Annotated in this window: 14 protein-coding genes; 9 read left to right on the top strand and 5 right to left on the bottom strand. The window is 31.6% G+C overall.

The window, feature by feature from the left end:
- Positions 1-99 precede the first annotated feature (99 nt).
- Together N1F78_RS13565 and N1F78_RS13560 are read right to left on the bottom strand one after the other, a co-directional pair.
- The gene (locus N1F78_RS13565) at positions 100-744 is read right to left on the bottom strand and encodes a T9SS type A sorting domain-containing protein (RefSeq protein ID WP_406683705.1); all 645 of its coding nucleotides are present in this window, start codon (positions 742-744) and stop codon (positions 100-102) included.
- A 127-nt stretch (positions 745-871) separates the two neighbouring features.
- Positions 872-1,555 (bottom strand): hypothetical protein, encoded by a 684-nt coding sequence (locus N1F78_RS13560; RefSeq protein WP_406683704.1) that lies wholly within the window; start codon positions 1,553-1,555, stop codon positions 872-874.
- Between the two features lie 241 nt (positions 1,556-1,796).
- On the opposite strand from N1F78_RS13560, the gene N1F78_RS13555 reads away from it, so the two are divergent.
- Positions 1,797-2,354 (top strand): ExbD/TolR family protein, encoded by a 558-nt coding sequence (locus N1F78_RS13555; RefSeq protein ID WP_406683703.1) that lies wholly within the window; start codon positions 1,797-1,799, stop codon positions 2,352-2,354.
- Positions 2,355-2,369: 15 nt separating this feature from the next.
- Here the strand turns inward: N1F78_RS13555 and N1F78_RS13550 are convergent, their stop codons facing one another.
- Both N1F78_RS13550 and N1F78_RS13545 read right to left on the bottom strand, forming a co-directional pair.
- On the bottom strand, positions 2,370-3,245 hold the full coding sequence (locus tag N1F78_RS13550; RefSeq protein ID WP_406683702.1) for a sterol desaturase family protein: 876 nt from the start codon (positions 3,243-3,245) through the stop codon (positions 2,370-2,372).
- 1 nt (position 3,246) lies between these two features.
- Positions 3,247-5,250, bottom strand: a complete 2,004-nt coding sequence (locus N1F78_RS13545; protein WP_406683701.1) for a thiamine pyrophosphate-dependent enzyme — start codon at positions 5,248-5,250, stop codon at positions 3,247-3,249.
- A 236-nt stretch (positions 5,251-5,486) separates the two neighbouring features.
- Here N1F78_RS13545 and N1F78_RS13540 point away from each other — a divergent pair, with 236 nt between their 5' ends.
- The 7 genes from N1F78_RS13540 (at position 5,487) to N1F78_RS13510 (ending at position 14,186) form a co-directional block, all read left to right on the top strand.
- Positions 5,487-6,437 (top strand): isopenicillin N synthase family dioxygenase, encoded by a 951-nt coding sequence (locus N1F78_RS13540; protein ID WP_406683700.1) that lies wholly within the window; start codon positions 5,487-5,489, stop codon positions 6,435-6,437.
- A gap of 68 nt (positions 6,438-6,505) precedes the next feature.
- A complete protein-coding gene (locus N1F78_RS13535; RefSeq protein ID WP_406683699.1) occupies positions 6,506-6,838 on the top strand; it encodes a translation initiation factor in 333 nt (110 codons plus the stop codon).
- 2 nt (positions 6,839-6,840) lie between these two features.
- Positions 6,841-7,770 carry a DUF1835 domain-containing protein gene (locus tag N1F78_RS13530; protein WP_406683698.1) on the top strand — a complete coding sequence of 310 codons (930 nt, stop codon included), beginning with the start codon at positions 6,841-6,843 and terminating at the stop codon, positions 7,768-7,770.
- Entirely contained in the window at positions 7,771-8,640 is an 870-nt protein-coding gene (locus N1F78_RS13525; protein ID WP_406683697.1) for a nucleoside phosphorylase, read from the top strand.
- Between the two features lie 14 nt (positions 8,641-8,654).
- On the top strand, positions 8,655-9,509 hold the full coding sequence (locus tag N1F78_RS13520; RefSeq protein ID WP_406683696.1) for a substrate-binding domain-containing protein: 855 nt from the start codon (positions 8,655-8,657) through the stop codon (positions 9,507-9,509).
- An 84-nt stretch (positions 9,510-9,593) separates the two neighbouring features.
- Positions 9,594-10,643, top strand: coding sequence for a TlpA family protein disulfide reductase (locus tag N1F78_RS13515; RefSeq protein WP_406683695.1), 1,050 nt, complete (start codon positions 9,594-9,596; stop codon positions 10,641-10,643).
- Positions 10,644-10,814: 171 nt separating this feature from the next.
- Positions 10,815-14,186, top strand: a complete 3,372-nt coding sequence (locus tag N1F78_RS13510) for a S8 family serine peptidase (protein WP_406683694.1) — start codon at positions 10,815-10,817, stop codon at positions 14,184-14,186.
- 52 nt (positions 14,187-14,238) lie between these two features.
- Here the strand turns inward: N1F78_RS13510 and N1F78_RS13505 are convergent, their stop codons facing one another.
- Positions 14,239-15,792 (bottom strand): NAD(P)H-hydrate dehydratase, encoded by a 1,554-nt coding sequence (locus N1F78_RS13505; protein ID WP_406683693.1) that lies wholly within the window; start codon positions 15,790-15,792, stop codon positions 14,239-14,241.
- Positions 15,793-16,133: 341 nt separating this feature from the next.
- Between N1F78_RS13505 and thrA the strand changes: the two genes are divergently transcribed.
- Positions 16,134-18,578 carry a bifunctional aspartate kinase/homoserine dehydrogenase I gene (gene thrA, locus N1F78_RS13500; RefSeq protein WP_406683692.1) on the top strand — a complete coding sequence of 815 codons (2,445 nt, stop codon included), beginning with the start codon at positions 16,134-16,136 and terminating at the stop codon, positions 18,576-18,578.
- Positions 18,579-18,584 lie beyond the last annotated feature (6 nt).

Raw genomic sequence — 18,584 nt, 5'->3', positions numbered from 1 at the left:
ACATAAAAAGATATTGCGCATAGAGTTTTTTTTAAAGGTTTCTTTCAAGTCTACTAATAAAAAACTAAAGTTAATCGATAAGGTAATACAGAATTATAACTAATTTTTCACAAAATTATTTATCAAAAAAATATTGTTTTTTGTTTTAGCCTTTATAAAATAAATACCCCTTTTAAGTTGATTAACCTTTACTGATTTTTCATAATTCAACATTCCTTTTAAAACTATTTTACCGGTAAAATCAATGATTTCATAATCAGTATTTTCAATATCTAAATTTGAAGATACAAATAGTTTATTCACTGCTGGGTTTGGATAAACACTTAAATTATGTGTTGAAATAAAACGGTTCTTAACAGATAATACTAATTCATTGTAAACAGCAAAATCACCATTACTTTTGGTTAGAGTTAGTGTTTTTGGTTCGGTAGCCGTTTGTTCTATTACATTAAAATTAAATTTTGCTCCATTAAAGAAGTTGTCGAAAAACAAATCATGTTTATTTATTATTTCACTTAGAATTGCATACTGACTGCCCATTTCACCTTCACAACCTCCTAATGTTGAAACAAAATCTAAAAAAGTAATTTCTGAAATTTGATAATCTATAATAACTTCACCACTCCAAGTATCACAAGGTGAAGCATTAAAATATTGTTTATCAAGATTAGTAGTACTACTAAAAAATGCAGTTATGTTGGTATTATATTCGGTGAAAAGTTGAGCATTACTTTCTGAATTCAAATTTAAATCAGTCAACACCCACGAACTATTGTTTATATTTTGACCAAACAAAAAAGAACAAAAATTGATAAAAAGAATTAAAATTTTAAATTTATTAATCATACTATAAAAGTATGAAAAATATTACTTATTCTTTAATAATATGAATAGTTCCCTTCACGTTTACAGATAAGGCCCATAAATCAGATGCAATAATATTATCATTATCATCAACAATTCTAAAATGAGCTGTGTTTGGCAACGCATAACCTTCGTTTAATGCTAAAAATTCTATAAGGTTAACCCCTTCTTTTAATTCTATCTTAAAACCTTTAAAAGCGTTTCTTAAACTTACTCTAAACTGTATAATTTCATCATTTACTGAAACCCTTACATAATCACCATCTTCTAGTCCATAATCCCTATATAGCACTCTTACATGCTTAGATTTGGTTCTATGATTACCAAAAAAGACATCAACCTTACTCCCTTTTGTACCTAAACCTTCAGACTCTTTAATAGTTTTTTCATGCTTTTTTATTCTGTCTGAATAGAGCTCTCCAGGGTTTCCAAACTTTTCACCAAACATAGAAAACTCCTTTTTTGGCATTTTTAACTGTGGCGTTATTTTGGGTGCATTCAACCCACTTAACTCATTGCTAGTTGAGGTTTTTAAAGGGATTGTAGGAGAAGCATCTAATGTGTCATTTTCATTCTCAGTAGCCTGAATAAGTACAGGTTTTTTCTTAGAATCAATTTGAGCATGCATAGACATAGTAAAAACAAGCAAGACCAGAAAGGAAAAATATATTTTAAACTGTTTAAATATCATAGCAATGATTATGCAATCTTATTTCAAAGATATTTCTTTATCTTAAAACTAATAAATTTTTTATAATCCTTTAACACAAAAATCATTCCTAAAAGCACTTTAATAGTACTTCTACCCTATTTTTATACTAAAACATTAATTTTTTAAAAGATTTAAGAGTGATTCTCTTTAAGTTGTATCTCAATTAGTTATGGTATTGTTTTTGTGATTCTACACATATTAACATTTAAACTATAATTTTATGAGACGTTCAAAATTCAGACCCGAAGTTAATGCAGGGTCCATGGCAGACATTGCCTTTTTACTACTTATCTTTTTCTTGGTAACAGCAACAGTATCAACAGATCAAGGCATTAACCGAATGCTTCCACGAGAATGCCCTACAGGACAAGATTGTACACCTCCTATTAACAAGCGTAATATTTTACCAGTTATGATTAATGGGAAAAACCAAATCATGGTAAGAGATGAGTTAGTTTCTCTAGAAGAATTGAAAGATCTTGCTAAAAATTTTCTTGATAACAATGGTGATGGTTCTTGTAACTACTGTAATGGTAATGGTGTAATAACCTCTTCAGACAACCCTAAAAAAGCCGTTATTTCATTACAAAACATGAAACAAACTAGTTATAAGCAGTATGTTGCGGTTCAAAATGAATTAACAAAAGCCTATTATGAGTTACGAAATTCTTACACTATTAAGGTATTGAATAAACCTGCAGATAATTTGAATGAAAATGAGTTAAAACAAGTTAGAGAAGCTTACCCCTTTATTCTATCTGAGGCAGAAACTAGATAAACGGTCTTTCTGAAATTAGTCTTTCTTTCTAAATCCATATAGTAATTGACCAAGAAAGGTTTTAGGCATTTTATTATCATCAGAATAACCTAATTTTATTTTACCCTTACTTTCAGGAATATAATTTGTTTTAAAAATATAATCCCACAAACTAAGGCTAATTCCAAAATTAACACCATGTTTACGCTCATTCGGCAAAGTGTAAGCATGGTGATATAAGTGCATTACTGGATTATTAAGAATATACTTTAAGGGCCCATAAGTAAGCTTAATATTAGAATGATTTAAATGCCCAATAGCTATTGCCACAAAATGAATAATAAAAGCCTGATTAGGTTCAAAACCACCAATAAGCATAACCGCAAAAACTTTTAATGGCTTATATAAAATATTTTCCATCCAGTGATAACGTAAATGTGCCGCAAACCCCATTTCTTTAACTGAGTGATGTACTTTATGAAATTTCCATAAAAATTCAAACCTATGGAGCACAACATGTGTAAACCATTGCACAAAATCAAGAATTAAAAAAAAGATGAGTAATTCAATAAAAACAGGTAACCCTGATAGATCTATTAATTGAATTGATGTTATACCAAGTTTCATACTACTAAAAATCAATTCTAAAACACTATAAAACCCACTAATTACAATGGTAAAAATGAAAAAGTTGAAAAACATGTAGAAGGCATCAAGCCAAAAGTCTTTTCTAATAACCTTTTGTTCTTTGCGCCAAGGAAAAACCATTTCGAGGAACCAAACTATTATTGAAATAATAATTAAACCCCAAAAATAATTGTTATTCCAAGGCACATTAAAAATAACAGACCTCCAAGTCCAATCAATGGAAGCTGTAAACGCTTTTATAAAAACTTCAAAATAGTCACCCATATTAATAAGCTAATAATGATTTTAATTCCCTTTCAAATCTACCTTTAGGTAAATATTGATTTTCTAACGCTTTTGCAAACGGAATTGGAGTTTCTAAACTTGCAACCCGTTTCACTGGTGCGTCTAAAAATTCAAAACAATTTTCGTTAATCAAAGCCGATATGTCACTAGCAATTCCTCCAAATAAACTGTCTTCTTGCAAAATAATAACCTTTCCAGTTTTTTTAACCGAATTATAAATGGTTTCCGTATCAAGTGGCTGCAGGGTTCTTAAATCAATAAGGTCAGCATGAATTTCAGGATTTTTAACTAAAGTTTCTAAAGCCCAATGTACAGCTGCTCCATAAGATATAACAGTAATATCAGCGCCTACTTTTAAAACTGATGCTTTTCCAAATGGTAACGTATAATATTCTGTTGGTACCTCTTGACGTACACTTCTATATAATGCTTTATGCTCAAAAAACATTACAGGGTTAGGATCATTAATAGCGGTTGCGAGCAACCCTTTAGCATCAAATGGAAAAGCTGGATAAACCACTTTTAAACCTGGGGTTTTAGTGAACCAAGCTTCATTGGTTTGAGAGTGAAATGGACCAGCTCCTACATTTCCACCACAAGGCATTCGTAAAACAACATCCGCTTGTTGCTCCCATCTATAATAACTTTTTGCTAAATAATTTACCACAGGATTAAAACCAGAACTCACAAAATCTGCAAATTGTAATTCAACTATACTCTTCATACCTGCAATAGATAATCCCATAGCCGTTTCAATAATACCAGATTCACAAATAGGAGTATTACGTACACGGTCCTTTCCAAACTTCTCAATAAAACCTTCAGTAATTTTAAAAACACCACCGTATTCTGCAATGTCTTGTCCCATAATTACCAAATCATCATGGTGTTCCATACTTTGCATTAATCCTTCAGAAACAGCATCAATATATCTAATATTTTTAGTTTCTGAATTTACTCTATGTATTTGATTTACAAAAGGTTTAAATACATCATTTAATTCATTAGTTTCATTAAAAACAATCTCATCTTCATTAAGAGCTACCTCTAAATGTTCATTAATTTCACCTGTAATATCTTTTTTTATTTCTTCTTCAAGACTCTTATTAATAATACCAGAATCTATTAGAAAGTTTTGATAGTTTTCAACCGGATCTCGATTAATCCATGCATCTAATAAATCTTTTGGGACATATTTTGTACCACTAGCTTCTTCATGCCCTCTAACTCTAAAAGTTTTAAATTCTAATAATATGGGACGGGGCTTTTTACGTAAACTCAAAGCCAATTCAGACACCTTAGTATATACCTCAACAATATTATTTCCGTCTATTATATGAGATTCCATACCATAGCCTTTTCCTCTATCAGCAATATGTTCACAGTTATACTGTTCATTTGTAGGTGTTGAAAGTCCGTAGCTATTGTTCTCAACACAAAACATAACTGGTAACTGCCATACAGAGGCTATATTTAATGCTTCATGAAAATCCCCTTCGCTCGTACCGCCATCGCCAGTAAAAACCGCAGTAATTTTATCATTTCCTATAAGTTTATTTGCAAGAGCAATACCATCTGCTACACCAAGTTGTGGTCCTAAATGAGAAATCATACCAACAATTTTGTATTGTTGTGTTCCAAAATGAAATGACCTGTCTCTTCCTTTTGTAAAACCAGAAGCTTTTCCCTGCCATTGTGAAAAAAGCCTATACAATGGAATCTTTCTTGTAGTAAAAACCCCCAGATTTCTATGCATTGGAAGAATGTACTCATCAACTTCTAAAGCCATGGTTACCCCAACAGAAATAGCTTCTTGACCAATACCAGAGAACCACTTACTAATTTTTCCCTGACGAAGCAAGACTAACATTTTTTCTTCTATTAGCCTTGGTTTAAGCATGTTTTTATATAACTCAATAAGCAAATCCTTATTGAGCTTTTCAGTTTTAAATTCTAAAGTAGTATTAGAAAAATCTTTGTTCATTAATTAGTAATCATGTAAATCAAAAGTACGTGATTTTTTCATTTTTCAATTCATTATATTTAAACACAAGCTTATTTCTTGGAACAAATTTTTGCCTATGAATTTTCAAAACATCAATTTTTAAATTTATAAATCACCGAAATAACTATTTAAATTTAAAAAGATAGAATAATAAGGTGCTACTTAACTTTACAATGTTTTTGTACATTTGTATTACTCACAAATAGAAAAACCACATGAATAGTATACCAAGCGTTAATTTGAAGGATTTTATTTCTGATGATCCAATTAGAAAACAAAGTTTTGTAGACTCTATTGGTAAAGCCTACGAAGACATAGGATTTGTGGCCCTAAAAGGACATTTTTTAGATGATGACTTGGTTGACAAATTGTACAGTGAAGTTAAAAATTTTTTTAGTTTACCTGTTGAAACAAAAAGAAAATACGAAATTCCTGGAATTGGAGGACAACGTGGATATGTATCTTTTGGAAAAGAAAGTGCCAAAGGTAAAAAAGAAGGTGATTTAAAGGAATTTTGGCATTTTGGGCAGTACGTGGCAAATAATGAAAAACTTAAAGAAGAGTACCCAGATAATGTAATTGTTGAAGAACTTCCAGGTTTTAATGAAGTGGGTAAAGAAACTTACAAAATGCTTGAGAAAACTGCTAAATATGTGCTTAGGGCTTTAGCATTGCACCTTAACTTAGAGGAAACTTATTTTGATGAATATATCTATAACGGTAATTCTATTTTAAGACCCATTCATTATCCGCCTATTAAAGAAGAACCCAAAGAAGCCGTAAGAGCTGCAGCTCATGGAGATATAAACCTAATTACGTTGTTAATGGGAGCGCAAGGAAAAGGGCTGCAAGTACAAAATCATGAAGGTGTTTGGATTGATGCTATTGCAGAGGCAGATGAATTAATGATTAATGTTGGAGATATGTTATCAAGACACACAAACAACAAATTAAAATCTACTATTCATAGAGTTGTAAATCCACCTAAAGAACTTTGGGGTACTTCTAGATATTCCATTCCGTTTTTTATGCATCCCATTAGTGATATGAAACTTGATGTTCTTGAAGGATGTGTAGATAAGAATAGCCCTAAACAGTTTGATGATATTACCGCTGGTGATTTTTTAAATGAACGTTTAATTGAGTTAGGTTTAATAAAAAAATAATCAACTCATTTTTCAATTTTCGTTTATATTTTTCAAAATAATAGATACTGTTATTGAAAATTAATAATATGGATTTACAAGATCAGCTTAAAAATTTATTCCCAGATCACGTTTCAGAAAAAACACCTGATGAGTCTCCAAATACAGATAACAATCTTTGGATTCAAGACGATCCTATTATTTGTAAATATGAGAAACGCAAAGGCAAGCCCATCACAATTCTTGAAGGTTACACTGGTGCAACCGAAGATTTTAAACAATTAGCCAAAGAGCTAAAAACAAAATTAAGTGTTGGTGGTAGTTTTAAAGATGATAAAATCATAATTCAAGGTGATTATAGAGACAAAATTATGCTTATACTAAAAGACAAAGGGTTTAAGGTAAAACGAGTTGGTGGTTAATTATGAAACAAAACCAACTACATATAACAAATGGAGATGTTTTAACTAATTATTTAAATGATTCTGGCTACCAAGGTAGTATTCTTACTTGGCACGAAATGCTTTGTGAAGGTCCCACAAAGGTAGATATTACTTCTGAAGAATTTTTTAATGTTAGAGCTGATTTTTTTGATAAAACCTACAATGTAGATCTTGATATTGATGCATTTAAAAATGAAATTAGCAAATTAGATTCAGTAAAAAATGTATCGGAAATAGTTTTATGGTTTGAATATGACCTGTTTTGTCACATAAACCTAGTTGCCGTTATTAGTTTAATTAAACAAAAAAAAATCAAGTTACCAATTTCTCTAGTTTGTAGTGGGAGAGTTTCAGGAAGTAAAAACCTTAAAGGACTCTCAGAATTAAGTTCAGAACAATTAACACACCACTACAAAAATAGAATTAAGCTCAATTATGAGGATATTGAATTAGCAGAAACCATTTGGCAAATTTACAACGGTAAAGATCATAACTTATTCAAGCCTTTTATAATTAAAAGTTCTTCATTTGACTATTTGAGTAACTGCTTAAAGGCCCACTTAAAAAGATTTCCAGACAGTAAAAGTGGTTTGAGCACTATAGAAAGTAATATTTTAGAAATTATTGACAAGAATCCTATCAAGTCTAAACACCACTTACTTGGTTATGCTCTAAATTACCAAGGTTTTTATGGTTTTGGAGACATGCAATTAAATAGAATAATTAATCAACTTTCATTTTTCTACACCCAAACAGAAACAGAAATAAAATTAAATCGTAAAGGATACGAAGCTCTATTAAGACAGTACAATTTTTCCAGTGAAATAAATGATAAGAGTACTTTTGGAGGTGTAAAAAAGTTAGATTTTCAATTTAGCAAACAAGAAAACAAACTTGTAAAAACCATTTAAATGCCCATAAAAGAATCTGAATTAATTTTAAACCCTGATGGTAGTGTTTATCATCTCAACCTAAAACCTGAAAATGTTGCCAGTACCATAATTTTTGTTGGTGATCAAGATAGAGTAGAAAAGGTTTCTAATCATTTTGAAAGCATTGAATTTAAAACCCAAAAAAGAGAGTTTAAAACACATACGGGAATATATAATGGTATCCGAATTTCTGTAATTTCAACAGGAATTGGTCCCGATAATATTGATATTGTTTTAAATGAATTAGATGCATTGTTTAACATTGATTTAGAAACAAGAACACCAAAAGAACAACTTACCACTCTGGATATTATAAGAATTGGTACATCAGGCTCTTTGCAAAAAGATATTCCAGTTGATTCATTTGTAATAAGTGAATATGGTTTAGATTTAAACGGCATGCTTCACTTTTACCAAATAGACACTATAAATCACCCTAATATAGAAGAAGCATTTATAAAACATACCCAATGGAATAAAGTAAAGGCCACTCCCATAGTACTTAAAGGAAGTATGTCTTTAGAAAAAAAACTAGAAAGCAGTAAAACTTTTAAGGGTATGACTGCAACTGCCGGAGGATTTTACGGGCCTCAAGGAAGAGTTTTAAGGTTATCACTACAAGACCCTAAATTAAATAATAGTATAGATACTTTTTATTTCAATGGATTACGGGTTACCAATCTAGAAATGGAAACTTCTGCTATATATGGTTTATCCAAATTACTAGGCCACAATGCCTTATCAATTAATGCTATTATAGCCAATAGAGCTACCGGTAATTTTAGTGAAAATCCAAGAAAAATCATAGAAGAACTAATTGTCTACACGTTAAATAAAATTACAGAATAAACATTATAGCTCAAATGAAGCACGTAAATATTGGTGGTGTGCCAGAACATTTTAACCTAGCATGGTATTTGGCACTTAAAAATGGTGAATTTAAAGATAAAGGTATTAATCTAAGGTGGCATGATTACTATGGTGGTACAGGTGCTATGTGTAAAGGATTAAGAGATGGTGATATAGATATTGCTGTAATTTTAACTGAGGGTATTGTTAAAGATATTATTGCTGGAAATCCAAGTAAAATTGTACAAACCTTTGTAGAATCGCCATTAATTTGGGGAGTTCACGTGAGCGCTAAATCTATCTACAAAACTTTTGAAGACTTAAAAGGTACTAAAGCTGCAATAAGTAGATATGGGTCAGGGTCACATTTGATGGCATATATTAATGCAGAAAATAATAACTGGAATTTAAGCAAAGATTTGAATTTTGAGGTTATTAAAAATTTAGATGGAGCCGTTGATGGTTTAACAAATGGAAAAGCAGACTATTTCTTATGGGAAAAATTTACAACAAAACCGATAGTAGATGAAGGCATTTTCAATAGAATTGGAGAATGTCCTTCCCCTTGGCCTTGTTTTGTCATAGCGGTTAGGGAAGAATTTATAAACAATTCTGTAAATGAGTTAAAAGCTATACTTAATATTATTAATAATACCACCACTGACTTCAAAAACATACCAAGTATAGATAAAACAATAGCAAACAGGTATAACCAAAAATTAGAAGATGTAAAAGAATGGCTAAAAATTACCGAGTGGTCTCAGGAGCTTATTGATAAAGACACTCTTAACAACGTTCAACGGGAATTGTTTAAATTAAACATTATCCCAAAAACTGTTGAGTATAAAGAGCTTGTTATAAACCTATAATATATCTCAAAATGTTAATTAAAACCAAAATCAGCTTTGATAGGTTGCCAATTCTTTATTTTTGAATATTAATTAAATTTTTAAATGAAAAAAATATTATTAATTGCTTTAGCAATAGTCTTAATATCTTGTAAAGAAGAACCAAAAGATTACGCCACACTTTCAGGAAAAATCACTGATAAGAATAGTGATTCATTATTAATTAGAAGTAGAACCTATTCGAAAACCATACATGTAAATGAAGATGGTAGCTTTAAAGATACTTTAAAAGTTGAATCTGGTATTTACAATCTTTTTGATGGGAAGGCATCAACATTTTTGTTTTTAAAAAATGATGCTAACATTAGTTTAACCGCAAACGCTAATGAATTAGACAAAACAATAACCTATAAAGGAAAAAACTCTGAAACTAGTAATTATATTGCTAAAAAGATTCTTATACAAAGAGAAGAGTTTAACCCTGAACTATTAAATTTAAATGAAGAGGCTTTTAAAGCAAAAATTGAACATATCCATTCTAGGTTCTCAGACTTACTAAATAACTCAGAAAACATTGATTCTACAGTTTATAGTAATGAAAAACACAGTATAGATATAATGAAAGAAGGCTTTTTTAATGCTTATAACCAACAAAAATCTAAGGTTAGTGAATATGATGAATTTATTGGAAAGCCATCTCCAGAATTTGTTAACTATGAAAACTATAACGGCGGTACTACCTCATTGAAAGATTTAAAAGGGAAGTATGTTTATGTTGATGTATGGGCTACTTGGTGTGGGCCATGTAAACGTGAGATTCCATTCTTAAAGGAAATTGAAACAAAATATCATGATAAAAATATAGAATTCGTTAGTATATCTGTTGATAACGGTAGAGGTTTTAAAGGAAATTCTCCTGAAGAAAGGTTTGCTGCATCAAAAGAAGGATGGAAAAAAATGATATCTGACAAGAACATGAGTGGAATTCAATTATTTGCTGATAATGGTTGGAAGTCAGATTTTGTAAAAGGATATAAAATTAGTGGAATTCCAAGATTCATATTAATAGACCCTAAAGGTAATATTGTTGATGCTAATGCTCCTAGGCCTTCCAGTCCAAAACTAACTGAATTACTTGATAAACTTAATATTTAAAAGTTAAAAATAGCCTCAATACTGAGGCTCTTTTTATATCAAAATTTAACCAAAATCAATTTAAGTACTTACAATTAAGTAAACACCAAGTCATAAACGCTTTTTATTAAACACATTAACATCTGTTTTAACTATAATTTCTTATATTTCAAGAAAATTATTTTTAAGACTATGACTAACAAATACTTTCAAGTTAATATTGGCATATTATTATGCTTTTTTTTCTTTTATTCAGGGTTTTCTCAAAATTCATTAAAAACTAAAGAAGTAGTTAAAGATTATGATATTGAGAAACTAAAAAAATTAGAAATTTCTTTTGAAAAATCTTTTTATTCCAATTATAATGATGCCATTAAAGAGGCCAAAAGAAATAATTGGCAAGTAAAATACACTAGAAACACAACTGATTATCATTTAAAAAAAGTAATAAATGGTAAACCTATTTATCTCAGATCTTTTAATGTTAATGCAGCTGTTTCAACTAGAACTAACTATCTACATAATGGTGGTGGTCTTGGTCTTGACTTAGAAGGACAAGATATGACAGTTCATATATGGGAAGTTGGAGGAACAGGACTTCTAACACATAATGAATATGACGGCGCAGGAGGAACAGACAGGCTTTCTGTTGGTGATGGCGAAACAGCAACAAGCAATCATGCTGCTCATGTCACGGGTACTATAATTGCATCTGGGGTAACAGCATCAGCAAAAGGAATGGCTCCTCAAGCAAGTGCTATTGGATACAACTCAACAAACGATTTAGCAGAAGCAACAGCCGCTGCAGCCAGTGGTATGTTATTATCAAACCACTCATATGGTTATGGATCCGAAGATTTCGCAGATGATTTAAGCTGGTTTTTTGGCGCATATATCCAAGAATCAAAGGACTGGGATGATTTAATGTATAATGCTCCATATTATTTACCTGTATTTTCTGCAGGAAATTCTGGTGATTCAGACAGTGATAATTCAAACCCCTTAGGTAGTAATGCGCTTTATGATAAATTGTTAGGTGATAAAACTGCTAAAAACCCTTTGATTGTTGCTTCTGGTAGTGATGCTGTAATCAACGTTGATGGAACTTTGGGCAGTAGTACTAGAAGTTCATTTAGCTCTGAAGGCCCCACAGATGACTTAAGAATAAAGCCAGATATAATGGGAAATGGAGAATCTCTTACTTCAACTAGTAATTCTACATCTGCAAGTCCAGTTTTAAAATATTCTACTTTAAGCGGAACCTCAATGGCGGCACCAAATGTTTGTGGTTCACTGTTGCTTTTACAACAACACCATAACAATCTCTATGGTAGTTATATGAAATCAGCAACATTAAAAGGTTTAGCTTTACATACGGCTGATGATGTTGATAGTGCTGGCCCTGATGCTAATTCTGGCTGGGGTTTACTTAATGCTAAAGTAGCAGCCGAAACAATAAGTGAAAATGGATTTTCCACATGGATATCTGAAGAACGATTAAACAATGGTGAGTCTTTCACATTTGATGTTGTTTCAGATGGCACGAGCCCTTTGTTGGCATCCATATCTTGGACAGATCAAGGAGGAATAATAAATCAAACAGGTGTTGTTAACGATGGCAATATATATTTCAATGATGACACTGCTGCTTTGGTAAATGATCTAGATATTAGAGTAACACAAACTACTAACACTTATACACCATGGAAGCTTTTAAGTGTTGACACAAACGGGCAGGGTGATAATACCGTTGATCCTTATGAAAGAGTGGATGTATCTGGGGCTGCCGGAACATACACAATAACAGTAACGCATAAAGGCACATTAGCTGGAGGTTCTCAGGATTTTTCACTTATTGTTACAGGATTATCCTCTAATTTCACTCTAAATACACAAAGCACAGATCAAAGTATTTGTTCTTCAAATAATGCTACATACAGCTTTAATTACTTAGAAACTGGCGGGGCTACCACAAATTTTTCATTAAACGGTGTTCCCACCGGTGCAACAACTAGCATTACACCTAATTCACTAAATGCAGATGGATCATTTGATGTAACTTTCAGTAACCTTGAAAATGTTAGCGCTAACACATATAATATTAGTGTTATTGGTGATGATGGCAATGAAACTGAAACAAGAATTATTTCTTTACGTGTCTTACATTCAGACTTCACGCCTTATCCTCAGAGTTTAAGTTCACCTGCTAACGGAGCTGCAAATTCACCTTCATCTCTATCTCTTAATTGGGCTGAAAATTTAAATGCTGAAAGTTATTTAGTGGAAGTTTCTACTAATCCTTCTTTTTCTTCAATTGATTATTCTAGCACGGAAACCGATTTAAGTTTTGAATTAGCAGGTTTATCTAGTGAAACAGTGTATTATTGGAGAGTAAGACCAGATAATAATTGTAATACAGGCAATTACTCTGAAACCTATAGTTTTCAAGTTGGAAACTTAAATTGCGGCAGCAATGTTTTCACCGCAACTGACTTTAGTGATGCTACTATTGGAACCACAGCTGGAGTTTTCGCTTCAGTTCCAGTTACAGTTTCAACAGGTGGTTTAAATATTGAATCTGTCAAAACTAGTTTTAAAATTAATCATACATGGGTAAATGATATAAACATCACTTTAGAAGGCCCTGCTTCAATTGGAAACCCACAGGTTTTATTATTTGATAGTTCTTGTGCAACTGACACTGGAGGAGATACTACCAACCCTGGAGATGGAAATGATTTTGATGTTACCTATTCAGATTCTGGTTCAGTTTTATTTTGTGATGACGCCGTAGTTCCAAGTATTTCTGGAACAATAGCTCCTCTAGAAAGTTTATCAGAATTCGTTAATCTTGCTGCTGATGGAGAATGGAAATTAAAAATTGGTGATCCTAATAATAATGATGGTGGTGCAATAACTGAGTTTAGTTTAGATATATGCGTTATAAATGACATCACTTCTATACCTAATCTAGTAAATAATGGATTTAGCGCACCTTTAAATGGAACTTATACTTTTCAGAATTCTGATTTTGAAGCCACTTCAAGTGGAGAAACTGCTGCTGAACAAATTTTCACAATTATTACCTTACCATCTGTTGGAGTCTTAGAAAAGAATAGTGCTGCAATGAGTATAGGTGATACTTTTACTCAAGATGATGTTAATACTGGTAAAATTACTTTTACAAATACACAAACAAGTACATTTAATGATAGCTTTTTAGTTGATATTAGGAATACCGCTAAAGGATGGCTTTCTAACCAAAATATTGTTATGAATAGCACGCTTGACACTGAAGAATTCGTGCTAAAAAACATTAATATTTGGCCAAATCCAGCTAGCAAAAGCATAAATATTAAAATAGGCCCATTAACATCTAATAACAATGTTAAGATTAATTTATTTGATATCCAGGGACGAGTTATTAAAAGTTTTGATTATCAAGTTACCTCCAATAGCCTTATCAAAACAATAGATTTAAATAACATTTTTAACGGTGTTTATTTATTGGAAGTAAGACAGGGCAATTCAAAAACTACAAGTAAAATAATAGTTAATCAATAGAATTATTATTCTCATATAAAAAAAGCCGCTATATGCGGCTTTTTTTATATGATTATTTTTCTTCATTATTCTCTTCTGGTTTAGAGGGCGGTTCTGGCTGTTTGAATAAATCTATAAATGCCTCGCCTAAATAATCAATTATGTGACTAGCAATTAAACTTTGATACCCATAATCCTCAACTGCAATATCTGCAGACCTACCATGCAAATACACGCCAAAAATAGAAGCCACAAGTGGGTTGTACCCTTGAGAAATTAATCCTGTAATAATACCTGTTAAAACATCTCCACTACCTGCTGTAGATAACCCTGGGTTTCCAGTGGTATTCACATAAAGTTTATCTTCTAAAACCGTAATAGTGTTTGCTCCTTTAAGAACAACAATAACCTTATGTTCCTTTGAAAATGCCTTTACCCTATCCAATTTATCAAAGTCGTCTTTCCAAACTCCTATAAGTCGTTCAAGTTCTTTTGGATGCGGTGTTAAAACTGTATTTTCAGGTAATAATTTCAACAGTGCCTTCTTCTTTGACAAGATATTGATCCCATCAGCATCTACAACCAAGGGAGATTTGTTTTGTTTCAAGAACGCCTCAAAACCAGTTATAGTTTTTGAATTTATTCCTATTCCTACTCCAATACCAACAACAGTGGGTTCTATATCAAATTTAACATCAGTGATTAATTCTTCATTCTTATCAGTATACACCATAGCCTCTGGTAAAGAAGATTGCAACACGTTGTACCCGCATTTAGGGATAAATGCAGAAACTAATCCTGCTCCTGCTGTTAATGCTCCTTTACTAGCTAATGTTACCGCTCCAATTTTTCCATAGCTCCCACCAATAATTAAACTATGTCCAAATTGTCCTTTATGAGAAAACTTATCTCTTGGAACATAAATCGGTAAAACTTCATGTTTACCAATGAGTTCAACATCCGTTACTGTAGAAAATAAAAATTCTTGATCTAAACCTATATCTAACACTTCCCATTGAACGGTATACTTAGCAGTTTCGGGTAAAAAGAAAATTAATTTTGGTGAAGCAAAACTCAATGTATATCCAGCCCAAACCACATTATCTTCATTTTCAGGCACCCTATCTGTTCTTAATCCAGAAGGAATATCAACCGAAAGTGTAAAAGCTTTTGTGCTTCTAAAATGTCTAAATAAGTTTTTTACCCAATCTACTACAGAGCGGTTCAAACCAATTCCAAAAATGGCATCTACAATAATATCATCCGGATGAATCTGCGGAAAGTCTTCTTCACTTTTCATCAATAATGGCCAATCTTTTGTTACCGTTTTAATACGGTCATAATTGATTAAAAAGTCCTTAGAACGCTTATCACTATAATTCACCACATAGGTTTTAACATTATAACCATGAATTATCAAGTGTCTTGCTAACACCAAGCCATCACCACCATTATTACCAATTCCGCAAAACACATGAACTGGTACTTGAGCACCTTGCATGCGCATATGAATCCAGTTAAATATTTGGGTTGCAGCACGCTCCATCAATTCTGTTGAGGTAATGTTCTGCCTTTCAGCAGTTAACCTATCGCCTTCATAAACCTGTTCTCTTGAGAATATCTTCATTAAAATATTTAATTATTGAATTTCTAATTCTTTAGTAATTACGTTGCATTTCTTAAAAGAATAAGAGTTCTGTTTAAGAATATTACAAAAAAATAATATTAGTTTTTTTATTAGGCTAAATGTAATACTTTTGGCTTGTATTATCATAGCTTTTATGAACCGTTTAGACCAAAATACAAGATTTACTTTTGCTTCCTATACTAATGGAACAACTTCTTTTATTGGTACAACTACAACAACTACCCTTTGGGGTTGTTAATTTTATATACTTCGGGCTATCTTTGTGATTTCAACATTAATCACAGTAAAAAATATATTTTCAACTATCAATTCATTAAAAAATGAAAGTTTTAAAATTTGGAGGAACTTCAGTTGGTTCTTCAAAAAATATAAATAACGTTATAAGTATTTTAGAAGATTATTCTAAAAGTGATTCTGTAATCTGTGTAGTTTCAGCAGTTGGTGGTATTACAGATAAATTATTATTAGCTGGAAAATTAGCGCAAAATAAAGATTCTGAATTTTTAGAGGTATTTAATACTATAAAAGAAATTCATTTAAATATTGTAAACGAATTAATACCAAATAATAACAATAATGTAATTGCATTTGTAAATAAGCGATTAGAAGAACTAAATAATTTGTTAAATGGTATTTTTCTTATCAATGAATTATCACCAAAAACATCTGATAAATTAGTGAGTTTTGGTGAATTATTATCTTCTTTCATTATTGCTGAAACAATGAAAAGTAGAGGATTATCTGCGGAACGCAAGAATTCTCAAGAACTTGTTATTACTAATGCTATTTTCACAAAAGCAGAAGTAAATTATAGCATTACAAATAAGAATATTAAGGACTATTTTAATGCTGCATCACAACAGGTTACTATTCTTCCAGGATTTGTTTCTAAATCAGTTAATGGAGAACAAACTACTTTAGGTCGTGGAGGTTCTGATTTTACGGCTGCGATTGTAGCTGCTGCCTTAAAGGTAGATCAATTGGAGATTTGGACAGATGTAAGTGGTATGTTTACTACCAATCCAAAAATCGTAAAACATGCCTACCCTATCAGTGAGATTTCATATCAAGAGGCTATGGAGTTATCACATTTTGGGGCTAAGGTTTTATATCCGCCAACGGTACAACCCGTTTTAGATTTAGAAATACCAATATATATCAAAAACACTCTTGAGCCAGAAGCAGCTGGGACTAAAATATCAAATGATGCACTTATCTCTAATAAACCCGTAAAAGGTATTAGTAACATAGGCAACATTGCCTTGTTAACCCTTGAAGGTAGTGGTATGGTAGGTATTCCTGGTTTTTCAAAACGTTTGTTTGAAACACTTTCTCAAGAAAAAATAAATGTTATTTTAATTACTCAAGCATCTTCAGAGCATTCTATTTGTTTAGGCGTTGAAGCTAAAGATGCAAAAGCAGCTAAAGAAGCCATAGACTCTACATTTGAAAATGAAATAGCACTTCATAAAATTGAACCAATTATTGTTGAGGGCGAATTATCTATTGTTGCTCTTGTTGGTGATAATATGAAAAACCATCAAGGTATTAGCGGAAAGCTATTTAGCGCATTAGGAAAAAATAACGTTAACGTTAGGGCAATTGCTCAAGGGGCTTCAGAAAAAAATATTTCTGTTGTTATAGCTGAAAATGATGTTAAAAAGGCTTTAAACGTTTTACATGAACAATTTTTTGAAGCTAAAACAAAACAATTAAATGTATTCATTACTGGTGTAGGTAATGTAGGTGAACGTTTGGTTGAGCAAATAAAACAACAACGTAAATATTTAAAAGAAAACCTAAAAATAAATATTCGAGTTGTAGGATTGTCAAATTCCAGAAAAATGGTGTTTAATGAAGGGGGAATAGACTTAAAATCATGGAAAGAACAATTAGCCGATGGCGAACAAGCATCATTACAGGGCTTTTTTGAAAATGCTAAAACAATGAATTTACGGAATAGTATTTTTGTTGATGTTACAGCTAATAAAAATGTGGCAGACTTGTACCCTCAATATTTAAGAGAAAGCATTTCCGTAGTAGCATGTAATAAAATTGCATGTTCAAGTGAATATTTTAACTATAAAGAATTAAAACGTTTATCACTTAAGTATAACGCACCATTATTATTTGAGACTAACGTTGGTGCAGGATTACCCGTAATAGACACTTTAAATAACCTAATAGCTTCAGGAGATAAAGTTAACTCCATTCAAGCTGTATTATCTGGTAGTTTAAATTTTGTTTTCAATAATTTTAATGATTCTACCAAATTTTATGACATTGTAAAACAAGCTGCTGCTGAGGGTTATACAGAACCGGATCCTAGAATTGACTTAAGCGGTGTAGACGTAGCTAGAAAGATTTTGATTTTAGCCAGAGAAAGTGGCGTTGAAATGAATTTAGAAGATATAGAAAACGCGCCATTCTTGTCAGAATCTGGATTGAAAAGTGATACAGTAGATGATTTCTACCAAACATTAATTGATGATGAGGCACATTATCAAAGCTTATATGCTTCAGCGAAAGCGAATGATTGTCAGTTGAAATATGTTGCCAAATTTGATAACGGTAAAGCTAGTGTTAGTTTACAAGAAATCCCTAATGGTCATCCATTTTATAATTTAGAGGGAAGTGATAATATAGTAATGTTTTACACAGAACGATATCCAGAGCAACCAATGATAATTAAAGGTGCTGGTGCTGGTGCAGATGTGACTGCTTCAGGATTATTTGCAGATATTATTAGATTAGGAAATGATTAAGGCCTT

This window comes from Seonamhaeicola sp. MEBiC01930 (assembly GCF_045277075.1).
Classification (GTDB): domain Bacteria; phylum Bacteroidota; class Bacteroidia; order Flavobacteriales; family Flavobacteriaceae; genus Seonamhaeicola.
This window is presented reverse-complemented; position numbering and strand designations above follow the sequence as displayed.

Coding starts and splice junctions, on each gene's coding strand:
- N1F78_RS13560 (WP_406683704.1), bottom strand. CDS start 1,555: ATGATATTTAAACAGTTTAAAATATATTTTTCCTTTCTGGTCTTGCTT.
- N1F78_RS13555 (WP_406683703.1), top strand. CDS start 1,797: ATGAGACGTTCAAAATTCAGACCCGAAGTTAATGCAGGGTCCATGGCA.
- N1F78_RS13550 (WP_406683702.1), bottom strand. CDS start 3,245: ATGGGTGACTATTTTGAAGTTTTTATAAAAGCGTTTACAGCTTCCATT.
- N1F78_RS13545 (WP_406683701.1), bottom strand. CDS start 5,250: ATGAACAAAGATTTTTCTAATACTACTTTAGAATTTAAAACTGAAAAG.
- N1F78_RS13540 (WP_406683700.1), top strand. CDS start 5,487: ATGAATAGTATACCAAGCGTTAATTTGAAGGATTTTATTTCTGATGAT.
- N1F78_RS13535 (WP_406683699.1), top strand. CDS start 6,506: ATGGATTTACAAGATCAGCTTAAAAATTTATTCCCAGATCACGTTTCA.
- N1F78_RS13530 (WP_406683698.1), top strand. CDS start 6,841: ATGAAACAAAACCAACTACATATAACAAATGGAGATGTTTTAACTAAT.
- N1F78_RS13525 (WP_406683697.1), top strand. CDS start 7,771: ATGCCCATAAAAGAATCTGAATTAATTTTAAACCCTGATGGTAGTGTT.
- N1F78_RS13520 (WP_406683696.1), top strand. CDS start 8,655: ATGAAGCACGTAAATATTGGTGGTGTGCCAGAACATTTTAACCTAGCA.
- N1F78_RS13515 (WP_406683695.1), top strand. CDS start 9,594: ATGAAAAAAATATTATTAATTGCTTTAGCAATAGTCTTAATATCTTGT.
- N1F78_RS13510 (WP_406683694.1), top strand. CDS start 10,815: ATGACTAACAAATACTTTCAAGTTAATATTGGCATATTATTATGCTTT.
- N1F78_RS13505 (WP_406683693.1), bottom strand. CDS start 15,792: ATGAAGATATTCTCAAGAGAACAGGTTTATGAAGGCGATAGGTTAACT.
- thrA (WP_406683692.1), top strand. CDS start 16,134: ATGAAAGTTTTAAAATTTGGAGGAACTTCAGTTGGTTCTTCAAAAAAT.